11 protein-coding genes and 1 pseudogene are annotated in these 12,798 nt (G+C 64.9%); 7 read left to right on the top strand and 5 right to left on the bottom strand.

What is annotated here, in order from left to right:
* Together AC1D1W_RS17320 and AC1D1W_RS17315 are read right to left on the bottom strand one after the other, a co-directional pair.
* Positions 1-566, bottom strand: a 566-nt coding sequence (locus AC1D1W_RS17320) for a polysaccharide deacetylase family protein (protein ID WP_476944335.1), incomplete at its 3' end; no start/stop codon positions are given.
* 99 nt (positions 567-665) lie between these two features.
* Positions 666-1,685, bottom strand: a complete 1,020-nt coding sequence (locus AC1D1W_RS17315) for an asparaginase (RefSeq protein WP_476944334.1) — start codon at positions 1,683-1,685, stop codon at positions 666-668.
* Between the two features lie 287 nt (positions 1,686-1,972).
* On the opposite strand from AC1D1W_RS17315, the gene AC1D1W_RS17310 reads away from it, so the two are divergent.
* On the top strand, positions 1,973-3,013 hold the full coding sequence (locus tag AC1D1W_RS17310) for a LacI family DNA-binding transcriptional regulator (RefSeq protein ID WP_243177853.1): 1,041 nt from the start codon (positions 1,973-1,975) through the stop codon (positions 3,011-3,013).
* Positions 3,014-3,226: 213 nt separating this feature from the next.
* On the opposite strand, the gene AC1D1W_RS17305 is transcribed toward AC1D1W_RS17310, so the two are convergent.
* Entirely contained in the window at positions 3,227-4,672 is a 1,446-nt protein-coding gene (locus tag AC1D1W_RS17305; protein ID WP_243177854.1) for a PucR family transcriptional regulator, read from the bottom strand.
* A 118-nt stretch (positions 4,673-4,790) separates the two neighbouring features.
* On the opposite strand from AC1D1W_RS17305, the gene pxpA reads away from it, so the two are divergent.
* The 6 genes from pxpA to AC1D1W_RS17275 all read left to right on the top strand — a co-directional run bounded on the left by pxpA (position 4,791) and on the right by AC1D1W_RS17275 (position 9,546).
* Positions 4,791-5,558 (top strand): 5-oxoprolinase subunit PxpA, encoded by a 768-nt coding sequence (gene pxpA, locus AC1D1W_RS17300; protein ID WP_043435476.1) that lies wholly within the window; start codon positions 4,791-4,793, stop codon positions 5,556-5,558.
* 36 nt (positions 5,559-5,594) lie between these two features.
* On the top strand, positions 5,595-5,834 hold the full coding sequence (locus AC1D1W_RS17295; protein ID WP_243177856.1) for an acetyl-CoA carboxylase: 240 nt from the start codon (positions 5,595-5,597) through the stop codon (positions 5,832-5,834).
* Between the two features lie 2 nt (positions 5,835-5,836).
* Positions 5,837-7,189 (top strand): acetyl-CoA carboxylase biotin carboxylase subunit, encoded by a 1,353-nt coding sequence (locus AC1D1W_RS17290; protein ID WP_476944333.1) that lies wholly within the window; start codon positions 5,837-5,839, stop codon positions 7,187-7,189.
* Positions 7,186-8,094, top strand: coding sequence for a 5-oxoprolinase subunit B family protein (locus AC1D1W_RS17285; protein WP_476944332.1), 909 nt, complete (start codon positions 7,186-7,188; stop codon positions 8,092-8,094). Before AC1D1W_RS17290 ends, AC1D1W_RS17285 begins: the two co-directional genes overlap by 4 nt.
* Complete coding sequence (locus AC1D1W_RS17280) at positions 8,084-9,070, top strand: 5-oxoprolinase subunit C family protein (RefSeq protein ID WP_243177859.1); 987 nt, start codon at positions 8,084-8,086, stop codon at positions 9,068-9,070. The genes AC1D1W_RS17285 and AC1D1W_RS17280 overlap by 11 nt, the downstream gene beginning before the upstream one ends.
* A gap of 191 nt (positions 9,071-9,261) precedes the next feature.
* The gene (locus AC1D1W_RS17275; protein ID WP_243177860.1) at positions 9,262-9,546 is read left to right on the top strand and encodes a hypothetical protein; all 285 of its coding nucleotides are present in this window, start codon (positions 9,262-9,264) and stop codon (positions 9,544-9,546) included.
* Between the two features lie 3 nt (positions 9,547-9,549).
* Here AC1D1W_RS17275 and AC1D1W_RS17270 read toward each other — a convergent pair whose 3' ends face one another.
* Positions 9,550-10,761, bottom strand: coding sequence for an alanine racemase (locus AC1D1W_RS17270; RefSeq protein ID WP_476944331.1), 1,212 nt, complete (start codon positions 10,759-10,761; stop codon positions 9,550-9,552).
* Positions 10,762-10,857: 96 nt separating this feature from the next.
* Positions 10,858-12,758 (bottom strand): annotated as a pseudogene (locus tag AC1D1W_RS17265) (primary-amine oxidase).
* Positions 12,759-12,798: the final 40 nt, after the last annotated feature.

Raw genomic sequence — 12,798 nt, 5'->3', positions numbered from 1 at the left:
AGGTCGGTTTCCGTGCCCCTGACCAGCGGCTCCATCCAGGTTTCGGCAGCCTTGGTGTAGTCGATCTTCTTCCAGCTGTCGCCGACCCGGACGTAGTAGGGCTCGAAGTCCTTGTGCATCAGGGAGTGGTCGTATTTGATCCCGCGTTCGAGCAGGATCTCGTTGGTGACCGGGGAAAATTCCCACCAGGGAGCAACGTAGCCCGTGGGCCGTCGGCCGGAGACTTTCTCGATGAGTTGGATTGACCGGTCCAGGATGGCCGTCTCCTGCTCGCGGGTCRTGGCGATGGGGTTTTCATGCGAGTACCCGTGCACGCCGATTTCGTGCCCGGCGTCGACGATCATCCGCGTCAGGTCCGGGAAGGTCTCGATCGAGTGGCCCGGCACGAACCAGGTGGCGGGCAGGCTGTACTTCTCGAAAAGCCGGATGAGGCGCGGGCCGCCGACCTCGCCGCTGAACAAGCCGCGGGAGATATCGCAGGGCGAGTCCTCGCCCCCGTAGGAGCCGAGCATTCCGGCAACTGCGTCCACGTCCACGCCGAACGCGACTTGGATGTCCTTAGTCATGAGATCAACCTTTCACTGCGCTTTTGTTGAGGTTTGGCTTCTTGTTGAGGTTTGTCTTTGGGCTGTGGCTTGTTGGTGAGGCCTGGCTTTGGGCGGGAACTAGTCAGCGAGCGTGCCCCTCCGGGCGAAGGCGTCCGCGATCCCGTCGGCGGGAGTGCCGAGCCTGAGCAGAAGGCTCAGCAGGACCAGCGACTGGGATGGCTTGAGCAGCCCGGCGGGGATGGCACCGGCAGCGCGCAGATCCTCGCCGCCGCCGTCGCCGTAGCGGGGCACTACGGCACCGGCTTCCACGCGGGTGCTCGTCACCACCACGACGCCGGCCGCGGTGGCGTCGGCGACTTCCTGGCACAGCACGCGGTTTGCGTTGCCCGTTCCCGTCCCTTGGAGCACGATCCCTGCGGCCCCGGCCTGCCGAGCGGCCCGCAGGAGGGTGGCGTCAGCTCCGGGGTGGGCAGCAACGAGGTCCACGCGCGGCGAACCGGCGTCCGCGCCCGGCAGGGGCAACGGGGAAGATCCGGGCCGTACCGCCTGGATTTCGACCTCGCCAGAGTCGGACACCGATCCCACGGTTCCGAAGTCCGGGTTGGCGAAGGCGTCGAGGCTGGTCGTGTGGCGCTTGCGGACGCCGGCCGCAGGGAAGATAGTCCCGGCAAACGCCAGCAGCACACCGGTTCCCCGCGCCCGCGGAGAACCGGCGACGGCGATCGCGCGGGACAGATTGCCAGGACCGTCAGGGGAGTCGGCGTCGGCAGCCTGCTGCGCTCCGGTGAATACCACCGGGCGGGGATCATCGTGGGTGAGGTCAACGAGATAGGCCGTTTCCTCCATCGTGTCCGTCCCGTGGGTGACCACGACGCCCAGAACCTGCGGATCGGCCAATACTTGCCGGATCGTGGCGCAGATGGCGATCATGTCGTCGACTGTCAGCAGGTACGAGCCTTTCCGGAAAACGTCGACCACGCGGACCGGATGGGCCGCCGGCACTCCCATGCTGGCAAACACCTGCTCCCCCGTGTCGGACGCCACCGCGGCTCCGCCGGCCTCAGACGCGCGGGAAGAAATCGTTCCTCCCGTGGCCAGCAGGACCACGTGGGGGCCAACTGAATCTGTGRCGGTCATGTCCACTCCGTTTGTTCTGCAACTGTTTCCGCGCACTTACCCAATCGATTGGGTTGTTGGCTAAAAGTTATCCCTGCCATGTTTCCTGCAGATGCTCCCGGAAGTTTCAGGGGGGTAAATACTTCGCCGCCGGCTCCCGGGATTCCGTCTACCCAATCGATTGGGTACGCCGTCTGATTGACTATAGAATGTGAGGTGCGACACGTCAAGAGTGCCTGGACCAAAGATCCGGGCATTATCAGGCACCCTTGGTGATGACGACCTTTTGAGCTGAGGCAGGGGACTGAATGGAAGAGAGCACGGCCGGTGGCCGCACCATCACGCTGAAGGATCTCGCGAGCGAGCTCGGCATCCACCCCTCGACCGTATCCAGGATCCTGCACTCGGGCTCCGAGGTGGCGCGCGGGGCAGCCTCCGTAGCTACCGCCGAACGCGTGCGTGAGCTCGCTCGGAAGCGCGGCTACTCCCCCGACCCGCAGGCCGCCGGCCTGCGGACGCGGCGCACGCATCTCATGGGCGTGATAGTTCCCCGGCTTTCGGACCTCGTTCTGGCGATTATGTACGAGGGGATCGACGAAGCCGCGGCGGAGCTCGGCTATTCCACGTTTGTCATGAACTCGCGCGATGAGCCCGAGGAGCAGCGCCGCAAAACGGAGTCCATGCTGGCCCGACGCGTGGACGGGCTGATCATCGGCGATGCACACTTGGACAGCGGCCTGCTGCGGGAGCTCGCCTCCCGGAAAGTGCCGTTCGTGCTCATGAACCGGCGCGTCCCGGGCTTCCCATCGGCCACCTGCGACGACGTCCTTGGCGGCGAGCTTGTGGCCGACCACCTGTGGGGCATGGGGCACCGGGACGTCGCCGTGATCGCCGGCGAGCCCTATGCCAGCACGGCCGTCGACCGGACGGCCGGTTTCGTGGACCGCTGGCGTGCGCTGGGCGGGAAGATTCCCCCTGACGCCGTTGTGTGGTCCCGATTCGATACCGGCGGAGGACGGGAAGCGGCCGAGACCATCCTGGCTCACGGCAACTCCCACCCGACTGCACTGTTCGCCGTCAACGACTTCGCGGCCATCGGCGCCATGGGAGCCCTGCGTTCCCATGGCCTCGGCGTCGGCCGCGACGTGGCGGTGGTTGGCTTCAATGACACCTCGCTGGCCGCGGAACTGCCCATCCCGCTCTCTTCAGTCCGCTCGCCCATGCTGGATATCGGGCGGACTGCGGTACAGCTCCTTAAGGGCGTCCTGGACGGCCGGGAGGTCGAATCCATCAGACTGAAGCCGGTACTGTGCGTGCGGGAAAGCAGCGCCTTCAGGACCCCGGTGTGACACTGCAAGTGAATCCTCCAGTCAGTCGAATCAGTGGGTGGAAGCGGGAGGCCATACGGGCCCGCGCCGTCCGCCAATCAATAGCCCAACCGTGGGGCTCCAAACCCATGAGTTGAGGAGCCCATGAGTTGAGATTAGTGATCCGTCTCACAGTGTCACATTGGCATTACTCCCAAGATTGAGACTGCTTTTCGTGCAAGCTGCACATTCGCCTTAGCGGGCGGACGCAACAATCCCGAGAGCGAGCATGCACGTGGCGCGGACTTCGCCATCGGACAGATCCAGTTTCAGCAGCTCCTCGATTTTCCGCAGCCGGTAGCTGAGCGTATTCCGATGAATAAAGAGCTCGTCGCAGATCTTCGCGGAGTTCCCGCTGTGGCGCAGGTACGCGTCGAAGGTCTCCCGCAGCGAACTGCCGCCGTCGGAGGCCAAGGGAGCCAGCAGCCGCTGGCACATTGCCACCAGCCCCGGGCTGGGCAATCCCTGCACAATGCCGGCGAGATCGGCCGTTGGCGCCTGGTGCACGCCGGGCTGTCCCAGGTGACGGCGGGCAAGCTGAAGCGCGAGCGGCAGTTCACTGAGGCCCGCGGATTCCGAGACAATAACGGATAGTTCCGGGACGTCCGTAAAGAACGCCCGGGCGGCATCCAGCAGGTCGGCCTGCGCGTGCCCCTGCTGCAGCAAGAGAGTCGTGAGCCCTGCTTCTTCCATGAACCTCACCGTGCCGAACCCGGCCTGAAGTCCCACCCGGGCGCGCCATGCGATGGCGCGCAACTTTGCGGGGGCCACCTCTTCTGAGGTGCCGATGAGCACCGCACCCCAGTCCGTGTCAGGATCGAACCCGGATTCGAGGGCGTAGCGGCGCAGCGGCACGGACGGCTCGCCGCGGTCTTCATATAGGGCTTCCATAAAGCGTGCGGCTTCCCGGGAATGCAGGGGCGAATGGGAACCGAGGGTATAGCTAAGTTGCATAGCGATGACGGCGGCCACGGGGCCCAGGATGGGCTGCAGCACAATGTTGCTCCCGATCCCCTCGATGGCAAGCCTGAACTGCTCGGATTCACCGCTGGGCAGGCGCAGCGCGGTCCGCGCGGTCCCTCCGTGAGCCGCGCCCGCCGAGACGAGTTCGAAGGCATTCTGGTCGATCACGGCCACCCTCGCATTAATGGCGTCCGCCACCCTCGCCAGCACCTCCGCCAAGGAATGTCCGTCGGCCGCCAACCGGGTGCATTGGTCCGCCAGTTCCCACCCCTTCCGCAACTCCTCATAGCGCTCGGCAGCGATGACCCGCTCCACGTGCCGCATGACCAGCACAAAGGGCACCTGCGGCGCGAGCTCCAACAATGGCAGGCCGTGCACCTCGCAGGCACGGAGCAGGCCGGCCGGCAGCTCGCTGTGGGCCGCGCCCAAGCCGAACGCCAGACCGGAGACGGGGACGGAAACCAGCCGTTCCACGTAGGCGTCCCAGGTCCGGAAGTCCTTGACGTTCAGGCCCATGCCGTTGGTCAGCACCAAGGCGTTCACGCTAAGGAAGGGCGTGGGGTCCATGTGTTCGGTGGGGGCGCACCAAGTGATGGGCCGGGCCAGGCGGCCTTCGCCGCCGGCAACACGGAGTCGGATGTTGAGATCGGCGTTGTCGGCTAAGTCTGAAATTCGCACGGGCCCTCCAACTATGGCGGGACGCCCCGCCGGACAGTGCAACAACCATAAGTCATGCCTGCAGATTCAGCGACCTGCACAATATCGGGCGCGTGAATTGCTGAGTAGCGTTGCATTCATGCAAACCAATGTGACCCCCGACACCTCTCCCGAGGCCTCTCCCCACACTTCAGGGCGGGTGCTCTTGAACTCCGATATGGGCGAAGGCCTCGGCCTTCACGAGTTCGGCAATGACGAAGAACTCATGCGCATCATCGACGTCGCCAACGTGGCCTGTGGGTATCATGCCGGCGATCCCGACGTCATGGAACGGACCGTGGCGTTGGCTGCAGAGCACGGCGTGGCAGTCGGAGCGCACCCCGGCCTGCCGGACTTTGTGGGGTTTGGACGCCGCCGAATGGTGCTCACCCCGGCGGAGGTAGAGTCGATCATCCTGTACCAGACCGGGGCCCTGACAGCGTTCCTCGCAAAGCACGGGCTGAAACTGAACCACATTAAGCCGCACGGCGCCCTCTACGGCATGCTGGCCGGCGACGAGGAACTAATGCAAGCCGCGGCCGGCACAGCCTTGCAGTTCGGCGTTCCGTTTTTCGGGCTCGCAGGGACCGCCCACGAAAGCGTGTGCCGGGCCATGGGGGTGGACTTCGTGCCCGAACTCTATGTTGACCTCAACTACGGCCCGGGCGGTGAGCTGCTGATCCAGCGCCGCCCGGCGCCCACCGATCCCGACGCCGCGGCCGAGCGTGTCAGCAGGGCGCTGGCGGGCAAGCCAGTCCTCGCTGTTGACGGCACCGAACTGGACATCCAGTTCCAAAGCATCTGCGTCCACTCCGACGCACCCAATTCTGTCGCAGTGGCCACAGCAGTGCGTGCGGTCCTTGGCTGAACCGATCTATCCAAACCACCTGAAAGAGAGCATCCCGTGGCAACCATCATTTCCCCGCTCCCCGGCGTCTTCTACCGCAAGCCCGGCCCCGGCAAGCCGCCTTTCGCCAATGAAGGCGACGCCATCGAGGTCGGACAGACCCTCGGCATTATCGAAATCATGAAACAGTTCACCGAAATCCAGTCCGATGTGGCCGGCACCCTGGAGTCGTTTGAGGTCAACGAGGGCGACATGGTCAACCCAGGCGACGCAATCGTCGTCGTCCGGGAAGGATAGCCATGAAGAAACTGCTCATCGCCAACCGCGGCGAGATCGCCGTGCGCATTGCCCGGACCGCCCGTGAAATGGGCATCGAAACATTCGTGGTTGCCAGCGAAGCCGACGTCGAGTCCTTGGCTGCCCGGTCCGCTGACCACGTCGTCGTGGTGGGTCCGGCGCCTGCCACCGCCAGCTACCTGAACCAGGACGCCATCGTCGCCGCGGCCGTGGACAACGCCTGCGATGCCGTCCATCCGGGCTACGGGTTCCTCTCCGAGAATGCGGCCTTCGCCCGGAAGGTCGCTGATGCTGGCCTGATCTGGGTGGGGCCGCGTGCGGACGCCATCGCGATGATGGGCAATAAGTCCTTGGCGAGGGAATCGGCCCGGAAGGCTGGCGTCCCCGTGCTCCGTGGCTCGGACGGCCCCCTCGATCCGGCGGCCGACGCCGTAGAAATCGCCCGCGGCATCGGCTACCCGCTCATGATTAAGGCCTCYGCCGGCGGCGGCGGCCGGGGCATCCGCTTTGTGCACAGCGAAGGCAAGCTTCTGGAATCCATTGAGCAGACGCGCGGCGAAGCGGCTGCTGTCTTCGGCGATCCCACCGTTTACCTGGAACGCTTTGTGCAGCATGCCCGTCACGTGGAGGTACAGGTCCTCGGCGATGGAACAAACTTCATCCATCTCGGCGACCGCGACTGCTCCATGCAGCGGCGCTCCCAGAAGGTCATTGAAGAAGCACCGGCGCCGGACCTCCCCGACCACGTCCGCCAGAGGATCTGGGATTCCTCCGTGGAACTCGCCCGCGAGTGCGGCTACAGCGGCGCCGGAACGGTGGAATTCCTCTATGACCCGGTCAACCATGAAGCGGCGTTCATCGAAATGAACACCCGCATCCAGGTTGAGCACCCGATTACGGAGCAAATCACGGGCGTCGATCTGATCCGCGAACAGCTGCAGATCGCGTTCACCGGGGCGATGTCCCTCCGCCAGGACGACATCGCATTCAATGGCCACGCCATCGAATGCCGCGTCAATGCGGAGGACCCCGACCACCACTTCTTCCCCAGCCCTGGCCTCATCACCGCCATGGACTGGCCCGCGRGCGCAGGCATCAGGGTAGACACCGGGGTGGAGGCCGGTTCCACGGTCACTCCGTACTACGACTCCCTGCTGGCCAAGCTGATTGTGCATGCGGACACGCGCGAAGCGGCCATTGAGGCGATGCTGTCGGCCCTGGATGAAACCCGCATCGAAGGGGTCAAGACCACCATCCCGGTGCACAAGAAACTGCTGAGCCGGCCCGAATTCGTAGCCGTCACCCACCACTCCAAATTCCTTGAAACCGTCCCCGATCTGATGGAGGCACAATGAGCAGCAGCGCGGAACCCGCCGTGATGGAGGCCCGCTACACCTGGGGCGGAGACGAATTCCTGTTCGTTGAGGTCGCGGAGTCCATGAGCCTGGCGGCCAACTTCAGGGTGATGTCGATAGCAGCGAAACTTTCGGCCATGCAGCTGCTTGGCATCGTGGACGTCTGTCCCGCCAACGCCTCGCTGCTGGTGAGGTTCGATCCCGATGTCCTGCCGCCGTCGACCCTGGAAGAGACCGTCCGGGCCATTGAAGGGGATCTTGCGCACCATCACGACCATTCGCTGGAAACCCGGATCGTCGAGGTCCCGGTCTGGTACGAAGACCCGTTCACGGCGGAAGTGGCGGAGCGATTCCGCGAAGGATTCCATCAGGAGCCCGGCGGCACCGACATTGACTACGCAGCCAAGGTCAACAACCTCAAGGATGCCGCCGAATTCATCCAGCGCCACCATGAGCAACCGTGGCTTGTCTCCATGGTTGGCTTCGTCGCCGGCCTGCCGTTCCTCTTCCAACTGGTGGAGCGGGAGAAACAACTCGAAGTGCCCAAGTATTTGAGTCCCCGCACCGACACCCCCAAACTGACCGTGGGCCACGGCGGCTGCTTCGGCTGCATTTACTCCGTGCGGGGTGCCGGCGGCTACCAGATGTTCGGGGTCGCTGCCGCCCCCATCTTCGATCCGGCCCAGTCCCTGGCCGATTTCAAGGACTTCATGGTGTTCTTCAAGCCGGGCGACATCGTGAAGTTCAAGCCCGTCACCGAGGCCGAATACAACACCATCCAGTCTGAGATCTCCGCCGGAACGTTCCACTACCGGCAGGTGCCCGTGACATTTGATCTGTCCAGGGCGCTGGCGAACCCCGCAGGCTACAACCAGGAACTCATGGAGGCCCTCAATGGCGTTTGACATCAGGAACCCCGGGCTGGCCACCACGGTCCAGGACCAGGGACGCACCGGCCACTACAACGTCGGCATCCCGCAGAGCGGTTCCCTGGACCAATACTCTGCCGAACTCGGCAATGCCCTGGTGGGCAACACTGCCAAGGAAGCCGTCCTGGAATGCACTTACCTGGGCCCTGTACTGTCCACCGACCAGGATGCCCTTATCGCCGTCACTGGGGCACCGGTTGAAGTCAAGGTCAACGGCGAAGCCCGGCCCCAGTGGGCCCGGCTGCAGCTGAAGGCTGGCGACGAACTCAGCTTCGGCGTCATCCAGGGCGGCACGCGGTATTACATCGCGGTCCGGGGCGGCATCGATGTCCCCTCCGTGCTCGGGAGCCGGTCCACCTACAGTCTGGGCGCAATCGGCGGATTCCACGGCCGCAAGCTGGAGGCCGGCGACCAGGTTCCAGTCGGTAGCCCGCTGGACGGCGGAGCCGTGCCCGACGCCGATACTGTTCCGGAAGAATTCCGTCCCGCCTTCTCCAAGGAGCAGACGGTCAGGATCGTCCTGGGCCTCTATGACCACCGCCTCACCGACGAGGGACTGGACAACCTGCTCAACGGCGAGTGGAAGGTGACTCCGGTGGCGGACCGGATGGGATTGCGGTACTCGGGTCCCGGAGTGCAGTGGAAAGAGCGGGAACAGCCATTCGGCGCCGGTTCCGACCCGTCCAACATTGTTGATGCCGGATACGCTGTCGGGTCCATCCAGATTCCCGGCGGCACCCAACCGATCATCCTGCACCGCGATGCCGTCTCCGGTGGCGGTTACGCCATGGTGGGGACGGTCATCAGCGCCGACATGGATCTGGTGGCCCGGGCCGCCCCCGGCACATCCACCAGGTTCGTGGCAATCAGCCTGGACGAAGCCCTTGTGGCGCGCAAGGAACTCGCCGAGCTCAAGAGGAACGCCCGTGCGGCCATCGGCGCCGGCGGCTGAGCAGCGGCCGGCGGACTAGGGCGGATAGACCGGCACAGGAGCCTTGTGCTTCTGCGCCCGCGGGTCCTTACTGGTGGGAGGAGACCAGGCCGCCCGCCACCAGGGCGCGACATCGCAAGGATCCAGCTCCCGGTTCAACGGTTGGGGCGGCAGGCGATCCAACCGTCGAACCTGGAACTAGGAGGATGCACATGTTCGCTCGCGTCAGCACGTATCAGCCAAGCCCGGACAGCTCCGGGGCACCGTCGGAGGACACCGTCAACCGGGTGCTCCAGCTGCCGGGATGCCTGGGCATCTACTACCTGCTGGGGAAGGACAGCAAATCATTGTCAATCACGCTGTGGGCGGACGAGCAGGCCCTCGCCGGCAGCCAAGAGGCCGCAGCCAAGATCCGCACGGAGACCAGCGCAGAGCAGCACATGCAGATCCTGGGCGTGGAGGAATTCGAAGTGCTGACCAGGCAGCTCAAGGATTGAGCGTCAGGACGGGGCGTAGCCTGGGGCCAGGGACGACCGGCGGAAGTCGGTCTGCCAAACGTCCGTCTCCTGCCCGTCGGCGTCGGTGAGGACGTAGTCGGGCCAGCGGTCAAACGCGGAACAAGGATGGGAAATCCCGAAATCCACCGTGTCGGTGACATCCACTCCGGACACCCCGGTGAGCACCGCATGATGGTCGAAGAGATTGCGCACCGCTGCGGTTGTAGCGGGCTTGAGGGCTCCGTCCGCGGTCCGGACCGAGAGGACGCTGGGCAGTCCGGCGTCGTAGGGAAGGTCCCGTTTGCCGGCGCCGACGACGGCCAACCCGGCTTCGGGCGTGGACAGGACGATCGCGCGAACGGAGAGCGCCGGAATGAGTCCCGGAACGGGGCTGACGGCGGCATAGGTGCCGTGGTCGTGGGTGACGTAGCAGCCCGATCGGAGAAGAATTCGCGTTCCGGGCACCTGGCCGCGGTCGGGAAGGAACTCAACCACGCGGTCAGGGAACGCCGACCCACCCATGGAGTAGATGGGAGTGGCGGTTTCAAAGAACTCCGCCGCTTCCAGATAGACGTCCCGCACCAGCCGGCAGTGCCGGTCAACTGCAGTGACCGTATCCTCAGCGCGGCTGTTGGGCACGACGCCTTCATACCCGGCAACACCCACCAGCCTCAGTCCCGGCGTGACACGGACCAGCCCGGCCAGGCGCAGACCCTCGGACAGGCTGCGGATGCCGGTGCGCCCGCCGGGGGTTCCGACGTCGATCAGCACCTCCAGGTCGGCCGCCGCGCCGTCGAAGATCTCGGCAGCCACCTTCACCCCTGCTGCCGAATCGACGAAGCAGCGGATTTCCCGGGCGGGATCTTCCTCCAGCCAGGCACGGACACGCGTTAGTCCGGACCTGTCGACGATCTCGTTGGCGACGAGGACGCGCTGATGACCCCAGCGCAGTGCCGAGGCGACTTGATCCACGGTGGCGACAGTGACGCCGACGGCGCCGGCCGCCAACTGCCGCTCGATGATCGGTGCCGACATCGTTGTCTTGACGTGCGGTGCGAGTTCCACGCCCCGATCCCGGCACCACGCCGCCATGACCCGGATGTTGTTCTCGAGGGCAGCGCTGTTGAGCCGCAGTTGCGGATACGCCGGCTCCGTGAGGCGCGTTGCCGCGAAGTCCGCATCGGTTCCGTCCGATCTTCCGTCCAGCCTGCTCACACGTATCCCCTGTTCTTTGGTCCCAAAATGCTGCCTCGACTCCGACAAATCTACTTCAGTGACGTGCCTCTGGCGGCACGCCCTGGCCCGGGCCGCCTAAACGTCCAGCGCCGGGTTCCGGTCGAAGAAGCCGGCCGGCTTAAGCCAGAACGCGACAGTGTCCACCGGCATAACCGGCCACTCCTCCGGCCGCGGGATGTGGTGAATGCCAAAGACGTACCAAAGGACGACGTCGGTGTTTTCCACGGACCGCCCCTGCCGCACCCATTCGGGCATTCCCAGCCCGCCTGTGCCTTGGTTCACGAACTCGCCGGCCGGCCAGCGTTCCGCGGCATCGTTGGGCGTCACCCATACCGTGTGCCCGATGACCTCCGCACGCTGGAAAACCGGAGATGCCGGGTCAAAGAACGACGGGAAAGCTGCGCCGGGCACCAGCTTGTACGACACCGGGGTCCCGAGCCCGTTGACCGAGTTGTCGTTCGCCACCGTCCAGGCCCGCTGGGTCTCCCAGGAGTAGTCGTCGTGCCCCTCGGTCGTGATGGGGGTCTTGTTCTGATGCAAGGCGAGCCCGTACGGATTGCCCGGACCCATCGGGACCATCGCGGTTTCCGAACGGTAAACGGTATTTGCGGTGCCGTCGATGTCCAGGTCGAGCCGGGCCACGAGGAAGTGCTGGTGGAAGGGTGCGTAGGTGCGGTTGTCCACCAGCGTTCCGCTCGGATGCTGCTGGCCCTCGCCGAAATGGCTGACCACCATGATGCCGGTGGCCCTCACCTCACACTCAATGTTCCCGTCCTGGTAGAAGCGCCAGTACACCAGGTATTCATAGTTGGCCACGGTGACATGGAAAGAAATCACCAGTYGACGTATCCGGCGCACTTCCATGCCGCCGTCGTGATCGATGTGCTTCCATAACACCGCCCCATCCTCTTCGTGGATGCAGATGGCGTTCCTGATGGTGTAGGGCTCCCCCGCAGAATTGTGCATGACCGCATCCAAATACCGGATTTCCCGAGGCAGTCGCAGCCCAGTTCCAGCGAGGTCGTCATGAATCCCAGACCCCATTCGCCGACGTCGAACGCGGTGCGCCGGTAGTGGTCATCGCTGGGATCCCGGTAGGGAACGGCCATTTCGGCGAAGGACAGGCGGTTCGCGATCGGCCGTTCGCGGCCGCCGTCACGATAGCTGACCCGGTGCAGCGTCAGCCCCTCGCGGTAGTTGAACCCGACGCGCATGGACCAGTTCTGCCAGCTGATCCTGTTGCCGTCCATCTGAAAGGAAACGCCTTCGGGCTGGACAATGTCCAGCGGCTTGAGCGGTTCGCGGGTGCTTGCGTCGCGGAGCCGGTCCGGGATCAGCGCCGGGACATATTCGCCCATGATCTCGGGACGGTCCACCACAAAAGTGTCCTCGATGTCCAGCAGTTCCATGGAAGCCAGGTCAATGACGCAGTGGAACCCGTTGACCGGCCCCGCATAGGGGTTGGCGCCCGCACGGGCACGGACCCACGTATCGGACCAGCCGATCCGGCGCCCCTGGTACTCCTCCCGGATCATTGACAGGCCATAGGTCCACACGTCCATGAAGACCAGGGACAGATCAGTGATGCCGCGCTTGGCAAGCGCAGCGATCACCTGCGGGTGGCTGCGCAGCGCTCCGTCAGCTTCTTCCCACTCGTCGACGGTCATGTTCGCCTGAACGCCAGGGATATGGGTGAAGGAGAGGACAACCCCGTGAGTCAGCGACAGCCGCGCCTGGTAGGTCTTGTTGGAGGACCGTTCGAAGCAGTTCACGCCGACGATCCGCTCCGGAGCCGGCGCGTCGGCATCGGCTTCGAAGGCTACGACGGCAGCCTTTTCCGGTTCGATCAGCTCGATTGCGGCAAGCCGCCACGCCGGAAACGTGACGCCCTGCGCGCTCGCGAGCAAGGACGCAGCTGCACGGAACTCGTCCTCGCCCAGCGGATCCAGCGGATGAGACGGCGCGGACCTTCTCACGGCGCCCTCCTTCTGCGAGATCACGTTCACGGCCCGCTAC

It is taken from the genome of Arthrobacter sp. P1_B4 (assembly GCF_056406555.1).
Note: the sequence above shows the minus strand (reverse complement) of the source record. Positions and strands in the feature narration are given on the sequence as shown.

Bases quoted from the DNA above. Each gene is read 5' to 3' on its own strand.
- pxpA (WP_043435476.1), top strand. From the start codon at position 4,791: ATGCAAACCAATGTGACCCCCGACACCTCTCCCGAGGCCTCTCCCCAC.
- AC1D1W_RS17275 (WP_243177860.1), top strand. From the start codon at position 9,262: ATGTTCGCTCGCGTCAGCACGTATCAGCCAAGCCCGGACAGCTCCGGG.
- AC1D1W_RS17285 (WP_476944332.1), top strand. From the start codon at position 7,186: ATGAGCAGCAGCGCGGAACCCGCCGTGATGGAGGCCCGCTACACCTGG.
- AC1D1W_RS17310 (WP_243177853.1), top strand. From the start codon at position 1,973: ATGGAAGAGAGCACGGCCGGTGGCCGCACCATCACGCTGAAGGATCTC.
- AC1D1W_RS17280 (WP_243177859.1), top strand. From the start codon at position 8,084: ATGGCGTTTGACATCAGGAACCCCGGGCTGGCCACCACGGTCCAGGAC.